Consider the following 23,949-nt stretch of genomic DNA (forward strand, 5'->3'; position numbering starts at 1 on the left):
CCGTCCAGACCAATGACGGCGCGCAATGACGGCGCGAACGGCCAGGGCTGCGAGCACCACGCCCGCCGCCCCGCACCGCCGCCCTATTCCGGGCTGATGCCGAACAGGGCGTAATACCGCTTGGTCGAAGGGGAACGCGCCAGGGCTTCGCGGATGTCCTGCGCCCCGCCCTCCTCGCCCTTCGCCTGCCGCACCACGCCACGCATGAACAGCGATGATGCCAGGTCCGGGCTGGCCGTCAGCGCGGCGTTCAGATCGCGCAGCGCGTCATCATACCGGCCCAGCCGGAAATAGCCCATCGCCCGACTATCAAGCACCGGCGGTGACCAGTCGGCCGATTCGACCGCTTCGGTGCATATCGTGGCCAGCTCCTCCGGCTGGTAGTCCCACGTCGCCTGGTACCAGCAGCGGGCATTCAGCAGCGATGGCTGGCCGGGCCGCTGCGCCAGCAGCTCGGTGATCCGGGCCAGGCCATCCTCCTTGCGTCCGGCCTGCGCCTCCAGGTCGCTGAGCCGGATCTCGAGCCCGATCTTCTCGTCTCCGGTCGCAGGCTGGTCCTCCAGCAGGGCGATCGCCTCGTCCGTCCGCCCCATGTAGCGCAGCAGCTCGGCCCGCTGCCCCGCCGCCTGCACGGAAGGGGACAGCGCCCAGGCCGCCTCGGCATCGGCCAGCGCCGCGTCCATCCGGTCGAGATCGGCATGGAGGCCCGAACGCCACAGATAGGTGTCGGCATCGGGCTCCACCTCCAGCACGCGGGAAACGTCGGCCAGCGCCCCTTCCCGGTCAAAGGTACCCTCCCGGAAACGGGCGCGGTTGGCGTAACCTTCCATGTCGTCCGGATCGTCGTCGATCATCGTCTGGTACGCCGCTTCGATCGCCGCCAGGCGGGACCGGTCAGCCGCGCCGGCCATCGCGAAGCGCCGCTGCACCCCCGCCGGCGCGCGCAGCGTCAGTTCCGGGGTGCCGAACCGCACGGCGCGGCTGCGCTCGGCCGTGGCCTGCTCCGCCGCCATCTCGCCACCCGGCCAGACCGCGCTGTCGGTGATCACCAGACGGTCACCGTCCAGCTCGGCTGCCCGGCTGATGGCGATGCCGGCAATCTCTTCGGCAAAGCTCGCGGGCCCCTGCAGGCTGTACCCGTCCGATCCGGCAGGCAGCAGGACGGTGATCCGGCTCTTGCCGGCATAGGGACCGGACAGCGCCACCGGGATGTCCCGCCAAGCGGGCCGGGCCCGATCGGGCAGGAACTGGAATGCGCTGCTCGGCAGGGCAAAGGCGCGCTTGCCGCGTCGCCGCTCCCACTCCCACGGCGTGGTCATCAGGCCCGTCGCCGTCACCGTCGCTCGGTTGGTCGCCGCGTCATAGGCCAGATCGTGCGTGATGACCTGCGCTTCGCCCAGCGACTCGTTGACGAAGGCTTGCGCGAACTCGTCCAGCTGCTCGGGCGAGCCCTGGCCGATGATCGACCGCACCATCGCCGCGTGGGGCCCGGTCAGCTGCCATTCGCCGGTGACCAGCATCGGCAGGTCCAGCCCGGCGCGATGGTCGAAGGTCACCACCGCCTCATTGTCGAAATAGTCCTGCGGGCGCTGCGCCATCGCCACCAGCCCCGCCCCGTCCTCGCGCAGCGGCAGGGCATGGTGGAAGCTCGGCACTCCCGCCACGATCGCCATGCTGGCGCCGCTGCTGGTGCCATCCAGCCAGTATTCGGTCCCGGCGATCGTCGCCCGCACGATCACATGGTCGAACGCGGCCGGCATCGGCAGCAGGTCGGGCACGCCGTCGCCGGTCTGGCTCGCGACGGCGACCGCCTCCGCCTCCACGCCCATCTCGCGCAGCATGGCCAGCAGCAGCAGCGTCTTGGCCTTGCAGTCGCCATAGCGCATCTCCCAGGTCTGCGCGGGCGCCTGCGGGATGTAGTTGCCGCCGTTCATGCCATTGGCGAGATACGCGACCTCGTCCTGCACCAGCCGCAGCGCGGCGACCGCGCGCGCCAGCGGATCGGTTTCGGCCGCCTGGATCGCCGCGACCTGCGCCGCCAGCGGGCTGCCGGCCGCGATCACGCCGGCGGTGGCATAATGCGGCGCCATCACCCGGCTCACCTCCGGCCAGTCGGCAAAGGTGCCGGCCTGCAGCAGCGGCGGCATGCGGTACCGCAGCGGCGCATCCTCCGGCATGTCCGGGCGCTTGGCCAAAGGCAGCGCGACCTCGATCGTGGCGAAGCCCGCCGCCACCTCCGGCTCCGGCAGCTGCACGCCGCCCGTCGCCTGCCAGCGCACTGCAGATGCTTCCGGCCAGGACAGGCGCACCCGCGCGCGCTGCGCCTGGAACGGCTCGGTCGGCAGCACCGCGATCGCCTGCACCTCCCGGTCCAGCGCCTGGTCCGACAGTGTAGTGGTGAAGCTCACCCGCAGCACGTCACCCACCCGCAGGCCCGGCACTGCCAGCGTGGCGGTGGTCATGCCGTCCAGCGATCGCTGCTCCAGCCCCTGCTCGCGCCGCAGCACCTCGAACTTTGCGCCGCCAGCCAGCACGTCGATCTCCTCGCGCCCGCGCAGGATCGCGACGCGGTGGACGATCAGGTCGCCCTTGTCCGGTAGCCACGGGGCGACAATGGTGCCGGCCGCGGTCAGCATCTGCGGGTTGTCGATCCGGATCGCCCGGTCGGCGAAGCTGGTCAGCCGCCCTTCCTCGATCCGGCGCTGATCGTCGAACAGCACGATCGGGGCCCCGGCGCGCTCGGCCGGCAGATCCAGCGGCACCACCCAGTCCGGCGCCGGCCGGTACAGCACCTCGTCCCCCGCCAGCACGGGCGCACCCGCCGCCCACACCATCAACGCCGCCGACACCATCGCCAGCCTGCCGCCCAAGCGCATATCCGATCCCCTCCGCGCCACCCCCCGTGGCGCTGCGGCGCATATCACCACGGCCCGCGCCCCTTGGCAATCCGCGCCCGCCCCATCCAGCTTGCCAAGCGCCGGGCTGTTCCATAACGGGCGCCTCTACCCGTAATTGGAGCTCCCCATGGTCCCCCGCTATTCCCGCCCCGCAATGACCGCCTTGTGGGAGCCGGAGGCGCGCTACCGCATCTGGTTCGAGATCGAGGCATTGGCGACGGAGAAGCTGGGCGAGCTGGGCGTCGTGCCCCCCGCCGCGGCGCAGGCGCTGTGGGACTGGTGGCGGACAGAGCCTGCCATCGACGTGCCCGCGATCGACGCGATCGAGGCGGTGACCAAGCATGACGTGATCGCCTTCCTCACCTGGGTGGCGGAACAGGTGGGCGACGCTGCCCGCTTCATGCATCAGGGCATGACCAGTTCGGATGTGCTCGACACCACCCTGTCGGTGCAGCTGGCCCAGTCGGCGGACCTGCTGCTGGCGGATCTGGACGCGCTGCTCGGCGCGCTGGAGCGCCGGGCGCAGGAGCATCGCTACACCCCCACCATCGGCCGCAGCCACGGCATCCATGCCGAACCCGTGACCTTCGGGCTGAAGCTGGCCGGCTACCACGCCGAATTCGCCCGCAACCGTGCGCGCCTGGTGGCCGCGCGGGCGGAGATCGCCACCTGCGCCATTAGCGGCGCCGTCGGCACCTTCGCCAATGTCGCGCCGGAGGTGGAGGAATATGTGGCCGACAAGCTCGGCCTCGTGCCCGAACCTGTCTCCACCCAGGTGATCCCGCGTGATCGCCACGCCATGTTCTTCGCCACGCTGGGCGTGATCGCCAGTTCGATCGAGCGGCTGGCCATCGAGATCCGCCACCTGCAGCGCACGGAGGTGCTGGAGGCGGAGGAATATTTCAGCCCGGGCCAGAAGGGCTCCAGCGCCATGCCGCACAAGCGCAACCCGGTGCTGACCGAGAACCTCACCGGCCTCGCCCGCATGGTCCGCTCCGCCACCATCCCCGCGATGGAGAACGTGGCGCTGTGGCACGAACGCGACATCAGCCATTCCAGCGTCGAGCGCTTCATCGGCCCCGATGCCTGCATCACGCTGGACTTCGCGCTGGCCCGTCTGACCGGCGTGGTGGACAAGCTGGTGATCTACCCCGACCGCATGCAGGCGAACCTGGATCGCATGGGCGGGCTGGTCCATTCGCAGCGCGTGCTGCTGGCCCTGACGCAGGCGGGCGTCAGCCGGGAGGATTCCTACCGGCTGGTGCAGCGCAACGCGATGAAGGTGTGGGAAAGCGACGGCAAGCTGTCGCTGCTCGAACTGCTGCAGGCCGATCCCGAGGTCACCGCCGCGCTCAGCGCGGAGCAGTTGGCGGAGAAGTTCGATCTCGACTATCACTTCCGGCAGGTGGATAGGATCTTCGACCGGGTGTTCGGCCCGGCGGCCTGATAGCAAGAGGGAGCGACAAGTCTGATGGGGATCGTGCGCACTGTCCTGTGGGTCCTGCTGCTCGCCGCGCTGCTGCTGTTCGCGGCCAACAACTGGACGCCGGTGGAGGTGCGCATCTGGGAAAGCCTGGTGCTGGAAACCCGCCTGCCGGCGCTGGTGATCCTCGCCTTCCTGGCCGGGCTGGTGCCGCTGTGGCTGCTGCACCGCGCGCGCGTCTGGAACCTGAAGCGGCGCATCGCCTCGCTGGAAAGCGCCGTGCGCACCGCCGCGCTGGCGGCCGATCCGGCGCCCGCGCCATCGCCGGCCGTCACCGCGCCCGCGACGCCCGCTCCCGCGTCCGTCCCTGCGCCCCCCGGCACGCCCCACCCGTTCGGAGAACCGCTGTGAGCAACCCCGTCTTCCTCGCGCTGGACCTGCCCCGGCTGGATGCGGCGCTGACGCTGGCGGGCAAGGTGCGCGGCCATGTCGGCGGGGTGAAGCTCGGCCTGGAATTCTTCTGCGCCCACGGCCACCACGGCGTGCACGAGGTTGCGCAGCTCGGCCTGCCGATCTTCCTGGACCTGAAGCTGCACGACATCCCCAACACCGTGGCCCGCGCGATGCAGTCGATCCATGTGCTGGAACCGGCCATCGTCACCATTCATGCCAGCGGCGGGCGCGCCATGATGGAGGATGCCAAGGCCGCCGCGGGCGAACATTGCAAGGTCGTCGCCGTCACCACGCTGACCAGCATGGACGATGCCGACCTGGCGCAGACCGGCATCGGCGGCAGCGCGCATGATCACGTGCTGCGGCTGGCCGACCTGGCGCAGGAAGCCGGCGTCGACGGCATTGTCTGTTCCGGGCAGGAGGTCGCCGCCGTGCACCAGCGGTGGAAGAACGGCTATCTGGTGGTGCCCGGCCTGCGCCTGCCCGACGGCACGACCGCCGGCGCGGCAGGCGACCAGAAGCGCGTCGCCACCCCCCGCGCCGCGCGCGATGCCGGCGCATCTGTGCTGGTGATCGGCCGCCCGATCAGCCGCGCCGCCGATCCGCTCGCCGCCGCCCGCGCGATCGAGACTACGCTCTGATGCCGGCACCAGCCGTCAAGATCTGTGGCCTGTCGACGCCCGCCACGCTGGACGCCGCGATCCAGGCCGGCGCCACTCATGTCGGGCTGGTCCACCACCCGGACAGCCCGCGCCATGTCACGCTGGACCAGGGCGCGAAGCTGCGCGCGCAGGTGCCGGGGCACGTCAAGACGGTGCTGCTGCTGGTCAACCAGCAACCGCAACCCACGCTGGAGGCGATCGCCGCCATCCGGCCCGATGTCGTGCAGTTCCACGGCAAGGAAACGCCCGAATGGCTGGCGCTGCTGCGCAGCCATGTGCAGGTCGAAGTGTGGAAGGCGTTCGGCCTGCGCGATGCCGCCGCACTGGAACGATCGCGCAAATATCAGGGCGCGGCCGATCTGCTGCTGTTCGATGCCCCCGCCAACAAGCTGCCGGGCGGCAACGGCCTGCGGCTGGACTGGACCCTGCTGGACGGTTTCCGCCCCTTCATGCCCTGGGGCCTCGCCGGCGGCCTCAACCCCGGTAATGTGGCGGATGCCATCCGCCGCACGGGCGCCCCGCTGGTGGATGTCTCCTCGGGCGTGGAAAGCGAGCCGGGCGTAAAGGATGCCGGCCTGATCCGCGACTTTCTGGCGGCGGCGCGGGCGGTGGAATCGGCGGGCTAGGCCGTCAATCCACGCCCTGCCTGCGCGCGCCGTCAATCATCCGCCGCGCGATCTGCCGAACACGCTCGTCATCCTTCGTTCCGTCGGTCGCTGGATCGCCAAGATGGTCCAGGCTTCCTTCGATGAAGTCGAGCAGGCCCGGCTTTTGCGCCTCGACATATTCGATCAGCTTGAACAGCACATGCTCGGTGGCGATCTCCCGCTGGCGGGAGTTCACGACGTTATCGTCGGACATGATTGCATTCCTTCCGCTGGATCTTGCGGTGGAACGAACAAGTGCAATCATCGGTCCGTGACGCTCCTGTTGGAAGCGCCACGGTCAGGTTCAGGCGGCGACTTCCCGCTCGGCCTCGCCGCGCAGGTAGATGGCCTTCATCGCCATCGCCACCTCGTAATCCTCATATTCGTCGATATCGATGCCGGACGCCTTGCTGACCTGGTGCATGCAAGGCCTCGGCCCCAGGAAGTACCCCTCGCGCAGCGTGTCCTCCGTGGACCGCATGTACAGGCCGTTCGTCACGCGGAACCAGTCGGGCAGTTCCTGGCTGATCGTGTGGTTGCGATCCGCGCGATAGTTCAGCGGCTTCTCGGCATCCCAGTAATATTCCTTCACCAGGTTCACCGAAACCAGGCTGTCATGGGTGCCGGAACCGACGACATCGTCCAGATACATCTGGAATCCGTCGCGATATTCGTCAGGGCGCATCAGCGGCACCACCACCGTCACCCACGCGAAATGCTCCGTCGGCACATCCTTCACCACGCCGCTGATCACTTCGCTGAAGGATGCGACATGGCCCGTGCTCAGATAATCGTCGCGCTTCAGGAACTGCACGCCGCTGGCCTCGGCCACTTCGCGGACGCGTTCCGAATTGGAACTGAGGAAGATCAGGGCAGGATCCTGCACCTGCTTCATCTGCGCGATCTTCCAGTCCAGCAGCGACATCTCTTCGTGGAACGGCAGGAAAATCTTCTCGCGCACGCGGCTCGATCCCTCGCGCACGGGGATGATGACGGAGATATCCTTGAAGGTATCGTGCATTCTCTCAATCCCCGGCCGGTGTTGATCGCAGCGCGGCACCCTGCCCTTCGGCACTCCGCCGGACACAGGGCTCGCAATCGTTCAATGAATTCGAGCGCGCGGACAAGGTTAGCGGTGCAGGCATAATCGTGTCAATGTTGCAGCGCAACAATCGCCAGCGGATTGCCGCCTTCGCCCTAACAAACAATGGCTTAGCAACCTGTGCGGAGCAGCATTCTAGGCGCGATGGCTACACGTCATGGCCCTTGCGGCCTATGACACCGATGCCATTCGCAACATGCGCGGGATCGCGGCTGACAGGATGGAGGCGTGGTCCTCTTCCGGCAGCAGGCGGAACTGCACCCGCTCTTCCCCCAGCACGCCCGCCAGCAGCGCGGCAATCTCGCGCGCACCCGTCACCATCTGCCGCGCCTGTCGCCGGGCCAGCGCCTCGGCCGCGCCCGGCGCCCGCGCCTGCCAGGGCGGCAGAGCATCTTCCCACTCGCCGATGCACACCAGCACCCGCCGGTCTCCACTGGCCCGCGCCAGCGCCTCGTCCAGCAGCGGTCGGTCCCACCAGGTCGACGGGCTAATCGCGGCATAGGTGCGGAAGGCGGCGGGGGCGGTCGCCAGCACCCACAGTGTGAAGTAGCCGGCCAGCGAATGGCCCAGCAGGGTCGCCCTGCTCTCGTCGACCGACACCCGCGCCGCGACCGCCGGCCGCACCTCCTCCAGCAGGAAGCGCAGGAAGCCTCCCGCCCCGCCCGCGTCCGGCCGATCGTCGCGCGGCGTGGTGAACATCGTCTGCCGCCGCGCGCGGTCGCCATCGGCGGCACTGATGCCGACCACCACCTGTGGCACCACGCCGGTCGCGTCGCTCCGCCGGCTCATCCGCCGCATCGCCTCCGCACAGGTGCCAAAACAGCTGGCGCCATCCAGCAGCCACACCGCCGGCCAGCCCGCTGCAGGGGCCGGGCCATCGGGCACCAGCAGGTCGATCCGGTAATCCCCGGCGATCCAGCTGGTGGCGCCGGGCAGGCGGTAACAATCGTCAGGCACGGTGATCTCGTTCTTTACAATCATTATCATTTGCGCGAGAGGCGGGCGGCAGGTGAAGCAGCCTGCAGCATCAGGGGGAACGGGGCAAGATGACCATTCGCAGCCGGGCACGCGGCGCCTTTCTTGCGGTTGCCCTCTCCGGCCTGCTGGCGGGCGGCTGTCAGGATGCCTCCGCGCCCGGGGAAGATGCGGCGGCCAGCCCGGCCGGCCTCGTCGATGTGCGCGGGCGGCCCATCCAGTTGCGCGGCGCGCTCAGCCAGATCGCGATCGACGATGCCCGCTATTTGGTGGCGCTGGGCCTGATCCATCCCGATCCGGGTTCGCTGCTGGTCGCCTGGCCGCAGGACGTGAACCGGTTGGGGGAGGAGACCTACCAGCAATTCCTCGCCAAATCGCCCGGCCTCGCCACCCTGCCCAAGGTCGCCAGCTCCGCCGGCAGCTTCGACCTGGAATCGCTGCTCGCCGCGAAGCCGCAGCTCGCCTTGCTCTCGCTGGAGAGCAATGTGACCGACACACAGGTCGCCCAGCTCGAAGCCGCCGGCATCACCGTCGCCTTTGTCGACTTCTTCGTCCAGCCGCTGAAGAACCTGGAACGCAGCCTGCTGCTGCTGGGCGAAGTCACCGGGCGGCAGCGGCAGGCGCAAGAATTCGTCCAGTTCCGCCGCGAACGCATGGACCGTATCGCGAAAGCCGTCGCCACCCTGCCCGCCGCCGACCGGCCGACCGTGTTCCTGGAGGCACATGCCGGCATGGGCGGTGATTGCTGCAACAGCCCGGGCCGCGGCAATATCGGCGATTACCTGTCCTTCGTGGGCGGCCACAATATCGGCGCCGATGTGATCGAACAAAGCTTCGGCAAGCTGAACCTGGAATATGTCATCAGCCGCGATCCGGCGGTCTATATCGGCACCGGCGGCCCGCATCTGGCCAAGGCCAACGGGCTGGTGCTGGGCGCCGCCGTCTCGCCCGAGCAGGCCCGCGCCGCCCTCGCCCGCGTGACCGCGCGGCCCGGCATCGCCGGCCTGTCCGCGGTGCGCAGCGGCAATGCCCACGGCTTCTCGCACCAGCTGATCAACTCTCCGCTCGACATCGTCGCGGTGGAGACCTTCGCCAAATGGCTGCACCCCGACCTGTTCGCCGATCTGGACCCGGCCGCCACGCTGGACACCATCAACCGCCGCTTCCTGGCGGTGCCCTATCGCGGCACCTTCTGGGTCGACCTGCCCGCTTCATCCAAGGAGTAAGCCGATGCTTTCGTTCACCAAGCGCCGCAGCCTGTCGCTGCTCGCCGCTGCTTCCCTGCTGGCCGGCGCCGGCGCGGCCCATGCGCAGGACGCCTTCACCACGCTGAACCGCGCGTCGGCGGCACAGATCAGCTTCTCCGGCCCGGACCGCCGCACGCCGATCCAGGCCGGCTCCACCGTCACCGTCAGCGGCGAAGGGTTCCAGCCGAACCAGCAGGTCACGCTGATGATCGGCACGACCCCGCTCGGCACTCCGCTGACCGCCGATGCGGACGGCAAGGTCACCGGCACCGTCACCGTGCCGGCCAACGCCGTCAGCGGGAACCACCCGGTCGTGGCGGTCACGAACGCGCCCTACACCGCGCTGGTCGCCGACCTGAAGGTCAGCCCCAACGTGCCGCTGCAGGGGCAGGACCGCTTCACCGTCACCTCGGCTATCGCCGCGCGCGGCATCTACCAGACGGCCTACAGCCCGGCCTCCGGCGCCATCTTCGTGACCACCTCCGTCGGCCGCCCGCCGGTGACCGTGTCCGAACTGGTGAAGATGGATGCGGACACGCTGGCCGTCCTCGCCCGCACCACCCCCGCCGCCGCCCCGGCCACCGCGCCGCGCCCTGGCCAGCCGCCGCGTGAGCCGGGCCTGTACGCTGTCTATGGCGTCGGCGTGGACGATGCGACCGGCAATGTCTGGGTCACCAACACCCGCCAGAACACGGTCGCGGTGTACAAGCAGTCCGACCTGTCGCTGGTGAAGCAGTTCCCGCCCGAGACCGTCGCCCACCCGCGCGACGTGCGGATCCACGGCGGCAAGGCCTATGTCAGCGCCACGAACGAGCCCATGGTCGCGGTGTTCGACGCCGCCACCCTGGAGCCGCTCGCCCCCATCCAGATCCAGTCGGGCAAGCGGGGCGAGACCTTCGGCACCGCCAGCCTCTCGCTCGATGCCACCAACAACCGGCTCTATGTCGTCAGCCTCGGCTCGTCGGAGGTCGCGGTGGTCGACCTCGCCACCGGCCAGGCCGGCAAGGTGTTCCCGCTGCCGGGCGCCCGCGGCGCGATCGGCGTCTCGCACGATCCCGCCACCGGCCGCATCTATGTCGCGGCGCAGGGAACGGACAACCTGCTGGTGCTGGATGGAGAGACCGGCGCGGTCATCGCCGACACGCCGGTGGGCGCAGGCGCGCTGAACGTGGCGTTCGATCCGACGACCAGGCAGGCCTATGTCACCAGCCGCGGTGCCGGCACGGTCACCGTCACCGATGCGGATGGCGCGATCGTCGCCAATCTCGGCCCCGCGCCCATGGCCAACCATGTGTCGCTGGGCGAGGCGGGCGTGGTCTATGCCTCCGTCAAGTCCGGCCAGGCTGCGGGCGAGGATGGCGACACGGTGATGCGCATCACGCCGAAGCGGTAAACCGCCACCATCCTTCGTCATCGCGAGCGAAGCGACGCGATCCAGGGCCAAGGGGCGCAGCCTGTGTGGCTCTGGATCGCCACGGAGCCTGCGGCTCCTCGCGATGACGAGAATGGGCTTAAGGCAGGATGTCGTCGATCGCGATCCGCAGATCGGCGCCATCCTGCTCCACCCGGCCCCGCACCTTGTAGACGCTGGCCAGCACCTCCGCGCTGATCGCCTGCGCCGGCGCGCCATCGGCCATCACGCGCCCTTCGGCCAGCACCACCACCCGGTCGGACCAGCGCGCCGCGATGGCGAGGTCGTGCAGCACCATGATCACGATCATGCCCCGCTCCCGCGCCAGCTGCTGCACCAGCTTCATCACGCGCAGCTGGTAATACAGGTCCAGCGCACTGATCGGCTCGTCCAGCAGCAGCACGCGCGGGCTGCGCGCCAATGCCTGCGCCAGCGACGCCAGCTGCCGCTGCCCGCCGGACAGGTGGTCCAGCCCGGCCAGCGCCTTGTGCCCGATGCCGACCAGCTCGATCACCTCCAGCGCCCGCGCCATCAGCTCCGCATCCGACAGCGCCGGCCCGTCGACAGGCGAAGCCCGCAAGGCCCCCGCCACGCCCTCCAGCACGCTCAGCGCCACCCGTTGTGGCAGGCTCTGGGGCATGTAGGTGACAAATCGCGCATGCTCCGCCAGCGGCAGCGCCAGCAGGTTCCGCCCGCCCAGCCGCACCGATCCCTTCGCCGGGTGCAACCCCGCCAGCGCGCGCAGCAAGGTGGTCTTGCCTGCCGCATTCGGCCCGATCAGGCTGGTGACGGTCCCCGGCGCGAATGGCGGCAAGGACAGGCCATCGATCACCGACCTCCCGCCATAGGCCGCACTCAGCCCGGCAATTTCCAGCGCCTCAGACACGGTTCGGCTTCTTCAGGATCAGCAACAGGAACACCGGCACGCCGATCATGCTGGTCACGATGCCCACCGGCAGCAGCACGCCCGGCACCAGCACCTTGGACAGCACGCTCGCCAGCGACATGATCACCGCCCCCGTCAGCAGCGATGCCGGCAGCAGGAAGCGGTGATCCTCCCCCAGCAGCATCCGCGCTATATGCGGGCCGACCAGCCCGATGAACCCGATCGTGCCCACGAAGGCCACCGCCGTCGCCGCCAGCGCGCTGATGCGCAGCAGGCTGAACAGTCGCAGCCGCCGCACATCCACGCCGAACGAACGCGCCCGGTCCTCGCCCAGCCGCAGCGCCGTCATCGCATCCGCCGCGCGCCAGCTGAACGGCAGCACCAGCGCCAGCACCACCGCCAGTGTCGTCAGCCCGCCCCAGGTGGACCGCCCCAGCGATCCCATGGTCCAGAACACCAGCTGGCTCAGCGCCTCCTGGCTGGCCACGAACTGCAGCAGCGCCACCAGCGCGTTGAAGGTGAACACCAGCGCGATGCCGAACAGCACGACGCCCTCCATCCCCGCCGCCCGGCTGCGCGCCAGCGCCTCCAGCAGCAGCACCGATGCAAAGGCGGCGATGAAGGCGTTCAGCGGCACCATCCAGTCGGCGGGCACGAAGGGCAGGCTGATGCCGGAAACGATCGCCAGCGCCGCGCCGAAGCTGGCCGCGCTCGACACGCCCAGCGTGAACGGGCTGGCCAGCGGATTGTTCAGGATCGTCTGCATCTCCGCCCCCGCCAGCGACAGCGCCGCCCCCACCAGCAGCGCCATCAGCGCATAGGGGAGCCGGACCTGGCGTATGATGGTCTGTTCGGGCGCGGAAAGCTGGTCGGGCTGGAAGAGGCCCAGCAGCACGTCCGCCAGCCGCAACGGCGATGGCCCGGTGGAGATGTCCAGCAGGAACGCGGCCATCCCCAGCACCACCATGCCCAGCAGGATCACCCCCCGCCGCCGCCGCGTCGCGCGATAGGCGGCCAGGATCGTCGCCGGATCATGTTCGGTGCCTTGGATCACGCCGCCCCCGTGACGCAAACGCCCCGCATTGTCACCACCCCTGTCCTCCCCATCGATGATGGGGAGGGGGACCGTTCGCGCAGCGAGTGGTGGAGGGGCATGGCGCAACGACCGCCAGCATCGCGCTCACCCTCCACCAGCCCGCGGCTGGTCCCCCTCCTCATGCTGCGCACGGGGAGGACAAAGCAGGCCTGTCCTACACGCCCGCATCTGCATAATAGGCCCGATTCGCCAACCCGCTCCACAATCAGGAGAACCCGCGAATCATGACCGCACCACAGCTCCGCCACGATGGCTGGTCCCCCGACCGCACCGCCCGCTTCCTCGACACGCTCTCGCACAGGGGCAATGTCAGCCGCGCCGCCGCCGCCATCGGCCTGTCGCGCGAAACCGCCTATTGCCGCCGCCGGCGCGATCCGCTGTTCGCCCGCGCCTGGGCCGCCGCCATGCTGCTGGCGCGGGAGGAAGGCGGCCACATCCTGGCCGACCGCGAGCTGGAGGGCGTGGAGGAAGAGGTGTGGTTCCGTGGCGAGGTCGTCGGCACCCGCATCCGCTACGACAACCGCCTGCTGCTGGCCCACATCGCCCGGCTGGACCGGCTCGCGCTGGACGACACAGCCAGCGCCGATGCCGCCCGCTTCGATGAACTGGTCGCCTGCCTCGCCGGCGCGCAACCGCCCGCGATGCTCGCCGCCAATGACGACCTCCCGCCCGACCGGGCCAGCGTCATGGAACGCGCCGCCGGGCAGGAGGCGGACCGGCAGGAGGAGGAGGAAGCCGGCGGTTTCGGCGAAGACGAATGGGAACGCGAACGCCGCGAGGCGGCCGAACGAGTCGAGCAGGCCCGCACCGATGCCGGCCACTCATGGGACAGCTGGCGAGGCGAAGCCTGCGCCCATGTCGATGCACTTCTTGGCGACGACACACCGGCGATAACAGTGTCAGGCTTGTCAACTTCCTCCCAAATCCTCCCCGGCACGGGGAGGGGGACCGCCGCCGAAGGCGGGGGTGGAGGGGCTCCCGCCGCCTCTCCGGACCTCGCGGATATGCGAGCCAGCACAGTGTCAGACGTGTCAACTTCGCCGGATCGGTTGCAAGGCGCTGGCACACTCTCCGCTCCTGAAACCAACCGCGCAGAACGCCGCCGCCGCGGCCGCAAGTGCCGCCCGGCCCTGCCCAACACCCGGTCTGGCCGCCACGCGCACCCGCCGCTACAGCGCCGCTCATGACCATCCCCGCCGCCCTGCAGGCCCTCGCCCCCACCATGACCGAATGGCGCCGCGACCTGCACCGCCACCCCGAACTCGCTTTCGGGGAACACCGCACCGCCGGCATCGTGGCGGACCGGCTGCGCAGCTTCGGGCTCGATCCCGTCACCGGCATCGGCGGCACCGGCGTGGTGGCGGTGATCGACAGCGGCCGGCCCGGCCCGTCGATCGCCCTGCGCGCCGACATGGATGCGCTGCCGATGGCGGACGAAGGCGGCAAGGACTGGCACTCCACCGTGCCCGGCGTCGCGCATACCTGCGGGCATGACGGCCACACCGCCGCGCTGCTGGGCGTGGCGCAGCACCTCGCCGCCAACCCGCCCGCCAGCGGCCGGGTGGTGCTGATCTTCCAGCCGGCGGAGGAGAACGGCAAGGGCGCCCGCGCCATGCTGGCCGATGGCCTGCTGGACCGCTTCCCCTTCGATGCGGTCTACGCCTTCCACAACATGCCGCTGCTGCCCCCCGGCACCGCCGGCATCGCGGCCGGGCCGGTGCTGAACGGCTACATTATCTGGGATATCCTGGTGGAGGGCACCGGCGGCCACGGCGCGGCCTTCTACAAGGCGGTCGATCCGCTGCAGGCCGCCGCCCGGTTGGCGGTGGAAATATCCTCCATCGCCGGCCGCTATCTCGACCCGGCGGAAAGCGGCCTCGTCACCTGCTGTTCGCTGCAGGCCGGCACCTCGCACAACATCATCCCCGCCACCGCCACGCTGGGCGGGACGCTGCGGGCGCTGAAGCCCGATGTGCTGGCGCTGCTATGGAACCGCTTGCAGCAGGCCTGCACCGGCGTGGCCGCGCTCACCGGCTGCACCGTCACCTGCACCGCGCAGGCCGAAGTGCCGCCTTGCGTGAACGACCCCGCCGCCGCGGATGAGGCGGCCGCCGCTGCCGCCGCCGTGATCGGCGCCGATCAGGTGGTGCGCAACCATCCGCCCTACCCGTTCACGGACGACATGGCCCTGCTGCTGCAATCCGCGCCCGGCGCGTACCTGTTCCTGGGGCAGGACAGCGCCATGTGCCACAACCCAGCCTATGATTTCGATGATGCGCTGCTGCCCAGGGCGGCGGCCATCTTCGTGGAGATCGTCAGGCGGAAACTGGGGTGAACAGCGCCATCCGTTCCGACAGCAGCGGCGCGATCAGCGCGCTGGCTTCCGGGCCGGTCAGCTGCGGGTGCAGGAACGGCACGGTCAGGCACTCCACCGCGCCGGAGTAGGCGCCCCAGCTGGTCGGCTGCAATTGCGGCTTGTCCCCGTGATCCAGCCCAGCGCGAATATGGGTCAGCGTGCCGGCAAACCGCCGATGGTGGTGCCCGCGCACCAGCCGGTTGTTGTCCAGCACCACCCGCACCACCCCGTCCAGCACGGGCGCGGGCAGGCTGCCCAGCGGAGAATCGCCGTCCCGCAGGAAGGCGGTGACCTGCTCCCGTGTGGTCAGCTGCGGATAGGCTTCCGGATCCAGCCCGGCGATCGCCAGCAGGGCGCGCAAGGCCTGCGCCTCGGTCGGCTCCGGCTCCGCGCGCCAGCAATCGGCGGGGTAGGCGTCCAGCAACGCCAGCAGGCCGACCTCGCGCCCCATATCCTGCAACGCCACCGCCACCCCTTGCGCAATGACCCCGCCAACGGACCACCCCGCCAGATGCACCGGACCCTCCGGCACCGCCCGATCCACCCGATGCGCATAGTCATGCGCCAGCCGCTCCAGGCTTTCCGGTGCAGGCACCGCCGGGTCGAGCGCGGGCGCCTGCAAGCCATAGACATCGCGCTTCGGCTGCAGGCAGTTGGCCAGCGTGCGGTAACCCCAGCTGAGCCCGCCCGCCGGATGCACCAGAAACAGCGGGTTCCCCGCGCCCCTTGCCAGCACGATCAACGGCCCCAGCCCGTGATCCGCGTCCGCCGCGTGATCGATCCGCGCCGCCAGCCCGCGAATATCCGCCACCTCGAACAGGGTAGCGAGACCCGGATCGTGCCCCCACTCCTCCCGGATGCGCAGCAGCAGGTCCACCGCCGACAGCGAATGGCCGCCCAGCGCGAAGAAATCGTCCCCTGCGGCCAGCGGTCCCTCATGCCCCAGCACCGCGGCGAACAGCTCCGCCAGCTTCCGCTCCGTCGCCGTGGCCGGCGCATCGCCGCCCTCGCTGGCGAAGTCCGGCTCCGGCAAGGCGCGCCGGTCCAGCTTGCCATTGGCGGTCACCGGCATCGCGGCCAGCGGCACGAAGGCGGCCGGCACCATGTAGGAGGGCAGGCGCCGCGCCAGCGCCAAGCGCAGGGTTTCGGCGTCGTAGCCCGTGGCGGGCACCAGCCACGCGACCAGCCGCTCTCCCCGGGCCAGCACCACCGCAGCGCTGGCCAGCCCGCTATCGGCGATCGCCGCCTCGATCTCGCCCAATTCGATGCGCAGGCCCCGGATCTTAACCTGATGATCGGCCCGCCCCAGAAACTCGATCGCCCCATCGCCCCGCCGCCGCGCCAGGTCGCCGGTGGCATACAGCCGCTCTCCGGGATGGAACGGATCGGCGATGAACCGCTCCGCCGTCAGGTCCGGCCGGCCCAGATAGCCACGCGCCAGCTGCACCCCGCCGATGAACAGCTGTCCGGTCACCCCAAGCGGCACCGGGCGATGGGCCGCGTCCAGCACCAGCAGCCGCGTGTTCCACACCGGATGGCCGATCGGCACCGGCCGGCTGCGATCATCGGCGCTGGCGGGCCAGTAACTGACGTCCACCGCCGCCTCTGTCGGTCCGTAGAGGTTGTGCAACTCGCCCCTGATGCGCCCGTGGAACCGGTCGCGCAGCTCGGCGGGCAGCTCCTCCCCGCTGGTGAACACCCGGGCGATGGCCAGCCCGGCACTCTCCGGCGCGGCCAGGAAGGCGGCGAGCATGGAGGGGACGAAGTGCAGCGTGGTGATGCCCTCGCCCCGGATCAGCCGCGCCAGCGCGACCGGGTCGCGATGCGCCTCCGGCGGTGCCACCACCAGAGTGGCCCCGCGGATCAGCGGCAGGAAGAACTCCCACACCGATACGTCGAAGGTCGCGGGGGTTTTCAGCAGGATGCGGTCTGTTGCTGCGAAGCCGTAATGCTCCGCCATCCACAGCAGGCGGTTCACGATCGAGCGATGCTCCACCACCACCCCCTTGGGCGCGCCGGTCGAACCACTGGTGTAGATCACATAAGCGGCATTACCGGGCGTGGCGGCACAGGGCTGCGCCTCGCCAGCACGGGCCCAGTCGGCAGGCACCAGCAACCGGTCGCCATAAAGGCCGTGCGGATCGTCCCCGGCCAGCACCACCGCCGGGCACGCACCTTCCAGAATGGTCGCGATCCGTTCCGCCGGATGCTCCAGGTCCAGCGGCAGATAGGCCCCGCCGGCGCGCAGCACGGCGACCAGCGCCACCACCAGCTCCACCGATCGCGGCAAGGCAACGGCCACGATCGCCTCCGGCCCCACGCCTCGCGGCTGCAATGCAGCGGCCAAGGCCCGCGTGCGCCGATCGAGTTCCGCATAGCTGATGGCGGTGCCTGCGAACCGCAGCGCCACGGCATCGCCGTGCACCGCGAAGGCATCCTCCAGCAGCTGCACCAGCGTTACATCGGGCACCGGATGCGCGGTGCGGTTGAACTGCGCCAGTTCGGCATCCGCCTCCTGCGGCAGGGCGGTCGGCACATCCGCCAGCCGCTCCGCTGCCAGCGCAGCTGCCAGGAACGCCGCCAGCCGATTACCGTGCGCGCGCACATCATCGGGGCCGTAAAGTGCGGGATTAGCGTCCACCTCGATCGTGAGGGAGGTGCGCCCGTCCCCGCGAAAGGTGAAGTGAATGTCGTCGACCGGCCCGGTGCCAGTGACACGCAGGCCCACCTTCAGCCCCGCCATGCGCGGCGGACGATCATACGGCTGCACGTTGACCAGCGGACCATAAAGCCGCCGGTCGCCACCGATCAGCCCCAGATCGCGCCGCACCTGTTCCGACCGGAAGCGACCATGCCCGCGTATCTGCGCCAGATTCTCAGCGACTTGCGCGAGGTATCTATCAAGCGGCTGCAACTCGTCCGCCGTCACGCGGAGCGGCAGCACGTTCATCACCATCGCCGGCACACGCGCCGAAGCGCTGCCCATGCGGCTCATATGCGGCACGCCCACCACCAGCTCGCCGTCACCTGTGAAGCGCCGGCAATAGGCGGCGGTCAGAGCGGTCAGCACATCGGGCCAGCCCAGCCCGGCCGCCTTGGCGCGGTCCAGCAGGGCGGCACGGACATCGCCCGGCAGCGCAGCCTCCGTGCGGATGAAGCTGTGCGACGACACCGCGCGGCCCGGCGCCATGCCGGTCACATCGTCCATGCCGTGCAGATAGTCCCGCCACCAGGCCGCATCGGCGACCCGATCGGGCGACGCACGATAAGCCGCATCCTCCGCCAGCACGCCCGCGAGCGGCGCCAGTGCCCGCCCGCCGGTGTCCTGCCCGGCCAGGTAGCGGCCATACAGCTCAGCCACCCGCGCGGTCAGCAGCACCATGCCATATCCGTCGATTGCCAGATGATGCACCTGCTGCGCCCACAGATGCCGTTGCGCCCCCAACCGATAGAGCCGCTGCCGCACCAGCGGGTCACGCGCCGGGTCCACCGGCGTGGCCATGTCCGCCCGGATCAGCGTCAGCGCCAGCTGCTCCGGATCGGCCGCGCCAGCACAATCAACGACTTGCAATTCGATCTGCAGGTCGTCCTGCAAGTCCTGATGACCCGTCGAATGAACGCGCAGCCGCAGCGCCTCCGCCTCCCGGCCGGCCTGCGCGACGGCGCGTTGCAGGGCCGGCACGTCCAGTTCGCCAGCAAGGTCAAGGTACTGCCCGGTGTTGAATACCGGATTGGCCGGATCGAGCAGCTGGGCATAGAACAGCCCCTCCTGCGCTTCCGTGAGCGGGAAGCGGGTCAAGAGGCCTGCCGCTCCTCCACCAGCGCCCACAACTCGGCCAGGCTCTGCGCCTCCGCAAGATCGGCGAAGTCGAGCGGGACGCCCTCCTCCTCCCACTGCATGGCCAGGTTCATGGCGCGCATGGAGTCCAGCCCCTGATCCATCAGCGGCGCATCGGCCGACAGATCGCCCGGCGCGAGTTCCAGCATTTCAGCCATTTGCGCGCGAAACGCATCAAACGATGGCAGCATCATTCCGTCCCTTCCAGCATCCGCGCCCGCAAGGTCGCACGCAGTTCCTTGCGGCTGACCTTGCCCACGGCCGTGGTGGCGAAGTCGTCCACGAACACGATCTGGTCCGGCACCTTGAACGCTGCGATCCCGCGCCCGCGCATCCACGCCTTCAGCGCAGCGGAATCGGGCGTCTCCCCGTCCGCGATGATGAAGGCACAACTGCGTTCGCCCAGAAACTTGTCCGGCAAGGAAACCACCGCAGCGTCGAACACCTGCGGATGGGCCAGCAGGTGATCCTCCACCTCCTCGGCACTGACCTTCTCGCCAGCGCGGTTGATATGGTCGGTCGCCCGGCCCTGCACCTCCAGATGGCCCCCCGGAAAGCGCCGCACCACGTCGCCCGTGCGATAGAACCCGTCGGGCGTGAAGGCGCGGGCATTGGCGCCCGGATCGTCGTGATAGCCGCGGATCGTATAGGGGCCACGGGTCAGCAGGTTGCCTGCCTCACCCTCGGCCACCGGGTTGCCGGCATCGTCCAGCACCAGCACCTCGTCTCCTGCGCTGATCGCGCGGCCCTGCGTGGTGGTGATGATCTCCTCCGGATCGTCGAGCCGTGTGTAGTTGACCAACCCTTCGGCCATGCCGAACACCTGCTGCAGCGTGCAGCCCAGTTCCGGCCGCACGCGCCGCGCTGCCTCCGCCATGAACTTGGCCCCGCCCACCTGCAGTACCTGCAGGCTGGACAGGTCATGGGCCCCGCGCTTCGCCGCCTGCAGCCACAGCAAGGCGAGCGGCGGCACCAGCCCGGTGATGGTCACGCGCTCGGCCGCGATCAGCGGGAAGGCGATGTCGGGCGTCGGCGCGGGCGCCATCACCACCCGCGCCCCTGCCAGGATCGCACCGAAGTGGCCGGGCGAGCTCATCGGGAAATTGTGCGCCGCCGGCAGCGCGCACAGATAGACGCTGTCCGCATCCACTCCGCAGATCGGATTGCTGGCGCGGATGGAGTAGAGATAATCGTCATGCGTGCGGGGGATCAGCTTGGACAGGCCGGTACTGCCCCCGCTGATCTGCACCAGAGCCACGGAGGACGGACTGACATCCTCCTGCGGCAACTCGGCAACGGCGCCATCGCCGAAGGGCGCGGTGCCCGGCGCGATCACCACCACGTGGCGCAGCGTTGCCACCTCGGCCTGCACAGCCTGGGCCATCGGCGCGTAATCGAACCCGTCATGCCGCTCCGCCACCACCAGCGCCGCGGCCTCCGCCTTGCGGGCGAAGTGGGAGATTTCCGTCTGACGATGCGCCGGCAGGGCGAAGACCGGCACCAGATTGGCGCGCATCAGGCCGAAGGTGACCGACAGGAACTCGGGCACATTGGGCAGCTGCACCACCACCCGCTCGCCCGGCTGCAGGCCCAGCGCGACGAAGCCGGCCGCCGCCATGTCGATCCGCCGTCCCAGCTCGGCATAGGTCCAGCGTGTCGCCCCGCCGACCACCGCGATCCGGTCCGCGCTTTCCGCGATCCGCCGCTGCAGCATGGCGCGGAAGGTCTCGCCCGCCCAGTACCCCTGCGCGCGGTAGCGCTCCGCCAGTTCCTCCGGCCAGACCTGTTGCAGCGGCACCGTCACCGTCAGCTCCTTGTTGCTAATGGTTCGCGCCTTATGGTGCGCGGGCGCCGTTGGCAACCTGCCGATGCTGGACAGCGCCCGCCGTGCGTGGCAGGCGCACAGCCATGAGCAGCCAGCCCAATTCCTTCCGCAACCAGCCGGACGAGTGCGGCCATTTCGGCCAGTTCGGCGGACGTTACGTGGCCGAAACCCTGATGCCGCTGGTCCTGGACCTGGAGCGGGAATACCGCGCCGCCAAGGCCGATCCGCGCTTCCAGGAACAGTTCGACGACCTGCTGGAACATTATGTCGGCCGTCCCAGCCCGCTCTATTTTGCGGAGCGGCTGACCGATGCGCTGCGGATGGATGCGCCGGAGGGCATGGGGGCGGAGGTATGGTTCAAGCGGGACGAGCTGAACCATACCGGCGCGCACAAGATCAACAATTGCGTCGGCCAGATCCTGCTGGCGATCCGCATGGGCAAGACCCGCATCATCGCGGAAACCGGCGCAGGCCAGCACGGCGTCGCCACCGCCACCGTCTGCGCTCGCTTCGGCCTGCCCTGCACCATCTTCATGGGCGCGACGGACGTGGCGCGCCAGCAGCCCAACGTGTTTCGCATGAAGCTGCTGGGCGCGGAGGTCGTGCCGGTGACCAGCGGGGCCGCCACGCTGAAGGACGCCATGAACGAGGCGCTGCGCGACTGGGTCGCCAATGTGCATGACACCTTCTACATCATCGGCACCGCCGCCGGGCCGCATCCCTATCCGGAACTGGTGCGCGACTTCCAGAGCGTGATCGGGCGCGAGGCGCGCGAGCAGATGCTGCGCCGCACCGGCCGCCTGCCCGACCTGCTGGTGGCGGCAATCGGCGGCGGGTCCAACGCGATCGGCCTGTTCCATCCGTTCCTGGACGATGCGGAGGTCGAGATGCTGGGTGTGGAGGCGGCGGGCTACGGCCTCGATGCCAAGCATGCCGCCAGCCTGGCGGGCGGTGCCCCCGGCATTCTGCACGGCAACAAGACCTACCTGCTGCAGGACGAGGACGGCCAGATCACCGAAGGCCATTCGATCAGCGCCGGGCTGGATTATCCCGGCATTGGCCCGGAACATGCCTGGCTGAAGGAAGTCGGACGGGTGAAATATACCGCGGTGACCGATCAGGAGGCGCTGGATGCGTTCCAGCTGCTGTGCCGCACCGAAGGCATCATCCCTGCGCTGGAGCCGGCCCATGCCATCGCCGCGATCGTGTATCGTGCGCGCGAGATGCCGCGCGACCAGGTGATCCTGGCCAATCTGTGCGGCCGCGGCGACAAGGACATCTTCACCGTGGCCGAACGGCTGGGCGTGCGGATGTGAAGTTCGTGACCACACTGGCGACCAGCTTCGCCATCTTCTTCACCGCCCTGGTCGGCGCGCGGCTGCTGACCCGTTACCTGCTGTCGCGTGGCGTGACCGTGGGGATGAACGACCTGATCGAAATCGCCATCGGCGCGGCCATCATCGCGCTCGGTGCTACCTTGCTGGGACGCGCATGACCCGTCTTGCCGATGCTTTCGCCAGGGGCCGCCCGGCCCTGATCTGCTTCCTCACCGCCGGCGATGGCGACACCGCCGCCAATCTGGATGCGCTGGTCGCCGGCGGGGCCGATGTGATCGAGCTGGGCATGCCGTTCACCGATCCGATGGCCGATGGCCCGGCGATCCAGGCGGCGGACATCCGCGCGCTGGCGGCGGGCACCAGCACCGCCGATGTACTGGCCATCGCCACCGCCTTCCGCGCACGCCATCCGGCCGTGCCGCTGGTGCTGATGGGCTATGCCAATCCCATGGTGCGGCGCGGGCCGGACTGGTTCGCGAACGCGCTGACCGATGCGGGTGTGGATGGCGTGATCAGCGTGGACCTGGCGCCGGAGGAGGATGCCGATCTCGGCCCCGCTCTGCGCGACCAAGGCATCGCGCTGATCCGGCTGGCCACCCCCACCACCGACGATGCCCGGCTGCCCGCGGTACTGGCAGGCGCGGGCGGGTTTCTGTATTATGTGTCTGTCGCCGGGATCACCGGCAAGCAGCAGGCCGCCATGGCCTCCATCGAAGAGAATGTGATGCGCTTGAAACAACAGACCGACCTGCCCGTGGCGGTCGGCTTCGGGGTGCGGACCCCGGACCAGGCCGCCGCCATCGCCCGCGTGGCCGATGGAGTGGTGGTCGGCTCCGCCTTTGTGGAACTGGTGGGCGAGCATGGCGCCGCGGCACCCGCTCACCTGCAGGCGCTGGCCGCCGGCCTGTCTGCCGCGGTGCATGCCGCGCGGGAGGCGCACGCATGAGCTGGATCAGCCGCGTCCGCAATTCGCTGCCCTTCGCGCCCCGGCGCGACACGCCCGACAATCTGTGGGTCAAGTGCCCCGGCTGCAACGAGATGCTGTTCACCCGTGAATACGAGGCGAACCTGTATGTCTGCCCCAAATGCGACCATCATGGCCGCATCGGTGCGGACACCCGGCTGGCACAGCTGCTCGACCCCGGCTTCCACCTGTTGCCGGACCCGAGCGTGGCGGACGATCCGCTGAAGTTCCGCGATACCAAGCGCTATCCCGACCGGCTGAAGCAGGCCCGCGCCAGCAACGCCCATTGCGACGCCTTCACCGCCGCCACCGGCGCGATCGAGGGGCGGCGCACGATTGTGGGCGTGCAGGACTTCATGTTCATGGCCGGTTCGATGGGTCAGGCCGTGGGCCAGGCCTTCTGCAACGGGGCGGAAGCGGCCTTGCGCGAAGGCGTGCCCTATATCGTCGTCACCGCCGCGGGCGGCGCGCGCATGCAGGAGGGCATCCTCAGCCTGATGCAGATGCCGCGCGCCACCGTGATGACGCGGCGCCTGCGCGAGGCCGGGCTGCCCTATATCGTGGTGCTGGCCGATCCCACGACCGGCGGCGTCACCGCCAGCTATGCCATGCTGGGCGATATCCACATCTCCGAACCCAACGCCCTGATCGGCTTTGCCGGGCAGCGGGTGATCCAGGAGACGATCCGCGAGCAGCTGCCGCCGGGTTTCCAGCGGGCGGAATATCTGCTGGAGCACGGCATGATCGACATGGTCCTGCACCGCCGTGACCTGAAGCCCACGCTGGCGAAGCTGCTGGACTATCTGTCCCCGGCCAAGGTCGCCTGACGG

21 protein-coding genes are annotated in these 23,949 nt (G+C 69.6%); 12 read left to right on the forward strand and 9 right to left on the reverse strand.

What is annotated here, in order from left to right; genetic code table 11:
- Window positions 1-83 precede the first annotated feature (83 nt).
- Window positions 84-2,876: a DUF3857 domain-containing transglutaminase family protein gene (locus D5S08_RS10000; RefSeq protein ID WP_121118044.1), complete on the reverse strand. Its 2,793-nt coding sequence runs from the start codon at window positions 2,874-2,876 to the stop codon at window positions 84-86.
- Between the two features lie 148 nt (window positions 2,877-3,024).
- On the opposite strand from D5S08_RS10000, the gene purB reads away from it, so the two are divergent.
- The 4 genes from purB to D5S08_RS10020 are packed head-to-tail and all read left to right on the forward strand — an operon-like array spanning window position 3,025 to window position 6,061.
- Window positions 3,025-4,344 carry an adenylosuccinate lyase gene (gene purB, locus D5S08_RS10005; protein ID WP_121118046.1) on the forward strand — a complete coding sequence of 440 codons (1,320 nt, stop codon included), beginning with the start codon at window positions 3,025-3,027 and terminating at the stop codon, window positions 4,342-4,344.
- A 24-nt stretch (window positions 4,345-4,368) separates the two neighbouring features.
- Window positions 4,369-4,731 (forward strand): DUF1049 domain-containing protein, encoded by a 363-nt coding sequence (locus D5S08_RS10010; protein ID WP_121118048.1) that lies wholly within the window; start codon window positions 4,369-4,371, stop codon window positions 4,729-4,731.
- Window positions 4,728-5,414, forward strand: coding sequence for an orotidine-5'-phosphate decarboxylase (gene pyrF / locus D5S08_RS10015; protein ID WP_121118050.1), 687 nt, complete (start codon window positions 4,728-4,730; stop codon window positions 5,412-5,414). The genes D5S08_RS10010 and pyrF overlap by 4 nt, the downstream gene beginning before the upstream one ends.
- Window positions 5,414-6,061 carry a phosphoribosylanthranilate isomerase gene (locus D5S08_RS10020; protein WP_121118052.1) on the forward strand — a complete coding sequence of 216 codons (648 nt, stop codon included), beginning with the start codon at window positions 5,414-5,416 and terminating at the stop codon, window positions 6,059-6,061. The genes pyrF and D5S08_RS10020 overlap by 1 nt, the downstream gene beginning before the upstream one ends.
- 4 nt (window positions 6,062-6,065) lie before the next feature.
- Here D5S08_RS10020 and D5S08_RS10025 read toward each other — a convergent pair whose 3' ends face one another.
- The 3 genes from D5S08_RS10025 to D5S08_RS10035 form a co-directional block, all read right to left on the reverse strand.
- Window positions 6,066-6,296, reverse strand: coding sequence for a hypothetical protein (locus D5S08_RS10025; protein WP_121118054.1), 231 nt, complete (start codon window positions 6,294-6,296; stop codon window positions 6,066-6,068).
- A 90-nt stretch (window positions 6,297-6,386) separates the two neighbouring features.
- Window positions 6,387-7,103, reverse strand: coding sequence for an acylneuraminate cytidylyltransferase family protein (locus tag D5S08_RS10030; RefSeq protein ID WP_121118056.1), 717 nt, complete (start codon window positions 7,101-7,103; stop codon window positions 6,387-6,389).
- Window positions 7,104-7,355: 252 nt separating this feature from the next.
- A complete protein-coding gene (locus D5S08_RS10035) occupies window positions 7,356-8,165 on the reverse strand; it encodes an alpha/beta hydrolase (protein WP_162301954.1) in 810 nt (269 codons plus the stop codon).
- A gap of 65 nt (window positions 8,166-8,230) precedes the next feature.
- On the opposite strand from D5S08_RS10035, the gene D5S08_RS10040 reads away from it, so the two are divergent.
- Together D5S08_RS10040 and D5S08_RS10045 are read left to right on the forward strand one after the other, a co-directional pair.
- Entirely contained in the window at window positions 8,231-9,385 is a 1,155-nt protein-coding gene (locus D5S08_RS10040) for an ABC transporter substrate-binding protein (RefSeq protein WP_121118059.1), read from the forward strand.
- Between the two features lie 4 nt (window positions 9,386-9,389).
- Entirely contained in the window at window positions 9,390-10,799 is a 1,410-nt protein-coding gene (locus tag D5S08_RS10045) for a hypothetical protein (RefSeq protein ID WP_121118061.1), read from the forward strand.
- Window positions 10,800-10,917: 118 nt separating this feature from the next.
- On the opposite strand, the gene D5S08_RS10050 is transcribed toward D5S08_RS10045, so the two are convergent.
- Together D5S08_RS10050 and D5S08_RS10055 are read right to left on the reverse strand one after the other, a co-directional pair.
- Window positions 10,918-11,703: an ABC transporter ATP-binding protein gene (locus tag D5S08_RS10050; protein ID WP_121118064.1), complete on the reverse strand. Its 786-nt coding sequence runs from the start codon at window positions 11,701-11,703 to the stop codon at window positions 10,918-10,920.
- On the reverse strand, window positions 11,696-12,757 hold the full coding sequence (locus tag D5S08_RS10055; RefSeq protein ID WP_206610311.1) for a FecCD family ABC transporter permease: 1,062 nt from the start codon (window positions 12,755-12,757) through the stop codon (window positions 11,696-11,698). Before D5S08_RS10055 ends, D5S08_RS10050 begins: the two co-directional genes overlap by 8 nt.
- A gap of 266 nt (window positions 12,758-13,023) precedes the next feature.
- Here D5S08_RS10055 and D5S08_RS10060 point away from each other — a divergent pair, with 266 nt between their 5' ends.
- A complete protein-coding gene (locus D5S08_RS10060) occupies window positions 13,024-13,986 on the forward strand; it encodes a hypothetical protein (protein ID WP_121118066.1) in 963 nt (320 codons plus the stop codon).
- Window positions 13,983-15,134, forward strand: coding sequence for an amidohydrolase (locus D5S08_RS10065; protein WP_121118068.1), 1,152 nt, complete (start codon window positions 13,983-13,985; stop codon window positions 15,132-15,134). The genes D5S08_RS10060 and D5S08_RS10065 overlap by 4 nt, the downstream gene beginning before the upstream one ends.
- Here D5S08_RS10065 and D5S08_RS10070 read toward each other — a convergent pair.
- Genes D5S08_RS10070 through D5S08_RS10080 form a run of 3 tightly spaced genes read right to left on the reverse strand, consistent with a single transcriptional unit; the run spans window position 15,115 to window position 20,797 of the window.
- Entirely contained in the window at window positions 15,115-18,954 is a 3,840-nt protein-coding gene (locus D5S08_RS10070) for a non-ribosomal peptide synthetase (protein WP_121118070.1), read from the reverse strand. The two genes, D5S08_RS10065 and D5S08_RS10070, sit on opposite strands and share 20 nt — an antisense overlap.
- A complete protein-coding gene (locus tag D5S08_RS10075) occupies window positions 18,951-19,187 on the reverse strand; it encodes a phosphopantetheine-binding protein (protein ID WP_121118072.1) in 237 nt (78 codons plus the stop codon). The genes D5S08_RS10070 and D5S08_RS10075 overlap by 4 nt, the downstream gene beginning before the upstream one ends.
- A complete protein-coding gene (locus tag D5S08_RS10080) occupies window positions 19,184-20,797 on the reverse strand; it encodes a (2,3-dihydroxybenzoyl)adenylate synthase (RefSeq protein WP_206610313.1) in 1,614 nt (537 codons plus the stop codon). The genes D5S08_RS10075 and D5S08_RS10080 overlap by 4 nt, the downstream gene beginning before the upstream one ends.
- A gap of 104 nt (window positions 20,798-20,901) precedes the next feature.
- Here D5S08_RS10080 and trpB point away from each other — a divergent pair, with 104 nt between their 5' ends.
- From trpB to accD, 4 genes are read left to right on the forward strand one after another with little or no spacing between them, the layout of a single operon-like run.
- Window positions 20,902-22,134, forward strand: a complete 1,233-nt coding sequence (trpB, locus tag D5S08_RS10085) for a tryptophan synthase subunit beta (protein WP_121118074.1) — start codon at window positions 20,902-20,904, stop codon at window positions 22,132-22,134.
- Between the two features lie 5 nt (window positions 22,135-22,139).
- Entirely contained in the window at window positions 22,140-22,313 is a 174-nt protein-coding gene (locus D5S08_RS16685; RefSeq protein WP_155522968.1) for a hypothetical protein, read from the forward strand.
- Window positions 22,310-23,101 (forward strand): tryptophan synthase subunit alpha, encoded by a 792-nt coding sequence (gene trpA, locus D5S08_RS10095; RefSeq protein ID WP_121118077.1) that lies wholly within the window; start codon window positions 22,310-22,312, stop codon window positions 23,099-23,101. Before D5S08_RS16685 ends, trpA begins: the two co-directional genes overlap by 4 nt.
- On the forward strand, window positions 23,098-23,946 hold the full coding sequence (gene accD / locus D5S08_RS10100) for an acetyl-CoA carboxylase, carboxyltransferase subunit beta (protein ID WP_121118080.1): 849 nt from the start codon (window positions 23,098-23,100) through the stop codon (window positions 23,944-23,946). The genes trpA and accD overlap by 4 nt, the downstream gene beginning before the upstream one ends.
- Window positions 23,947-23,949 lie beyond the last annotated feature (3 nt).

This window comes from Croceibacterium ferulae (genome assembly GCF_003660445.1).
In the GTDB taxonomy this organism is placed as follows: domain Bacteria; phylum Pseudomonadota; class Alphaproteobacteria; order Sphingomonadales; family Sphingomonadaceae; genus Croceibacterium; species Croceibacterium ferulae.

Excerpts from the sequence above, each read along its gene's own strand:
- purB (WP_121118046.1), top strand. The coding sequence starts at position 3,025 with ATGGTCCCCCGCTATTCCCGCCCCGCAATGACCGCCTTGTGGGAGCCG.
- D5S08_RS10010 (WP_121118048.1), top strand. The coding sequence starts at position 4,369 with ATGGGGATCGTGCGCACTGTCCTGTGGGTCCTGCTGCTCGCCGCGCTG.
- D5S08_RS10040 (WP_121118059.1), top strand. The coding sequence starts at position 8,231 with ATGACCATTCGCAGCCGGGCACGCGGCGCCTTTCTTGCGGTTGCCCTC.
- D5S08_RS10030 (WP_121118056.1), bottom strand. The coding sequence starts at position 7,103 with ATGCACGATACCTTCAAGGATATCTCCGTCATCATCCCCGTGCGCGAG.
- D5S08_RS10045 (WP_121118061.1), top strand. The coding sequence starts at position 9,390 with ATGCTTTCGTTCACCAAGCGCCGCAGCCTGTCGCTGCTCGCCGCTGCT.
- D5S08_RS10035 (WP_162301954.1), bottom strand. The coding sequence starts at position 8,165 with ATGATTGTAAAGAACGAGATCACCGTGCCTGACGATTGTTACCGCCTG.
- D5S08_RS10000 (WP_121118044.1), bottom strand. The coding sequence starts at position 2,876 with ATGCGCTTGGGCGGCAGGCTGGCGATGGTGTCGGCGGCGTTGATGGTG.
- D5S08_RS10065 (WP_121118068.1), top strand. The coding sequence starts at position 13,983 with ATGACCATCCCCGCCGCCCTGCAGGCCCTCGCCCCCACCATGACCGAA.
- D5S08_RS10075 (WP_121118072.1), bottom strand. The coding sequence starts at position 19,187 with ATGATGCTGCCATCGTTTGATGCGTTTCGCGCGCAAATGGCTGAAATG.
- accD (WP_121118080.1), top strand. The coding sequence starts at position 23,098 with ATGAGCTGGATCAGCCGCGTCCGCAATTCGCTGCCCTTCGCGCCCCGG.
- D5S08_RS10025 (WP_121118054.1), bottom strand. The coding sequence starts at position 6,296 with ATGTCCGACGATAACGTCGTGAACTCCCGCCAGCGGGAGATCGCCACC.
- trpB (WP_121118074.1), top strand. The coding sequence starts at position 20,902 with ATGAGCAGCCAGCCCAATTCCTTCCGCAACCAGCCGGACGAGTGCGGC.
- trpA (WP_121118077.1), top strand. The coding sequence starts at position 22,310 with ATGACCCGTCTTGCCGATGCTTTCGCCAGGGGCCGCCCGGCCCTGATC.
- D5S08_RS10060 (WP_121118066.1), top strand. The coding sequence starts at position 13,024 with ATGACCGCACCACAGCTCCGCCACGATGGCTGGTCCCCCGACCGCACC.
- D5S08_RS10020 (WP_121118052.1), top strand. The coding sequence starts at position 5,414 with ATGCCGGCACCAGCCGTCAAGATCTGTGGCCTGTCGACGCCCGCCACG.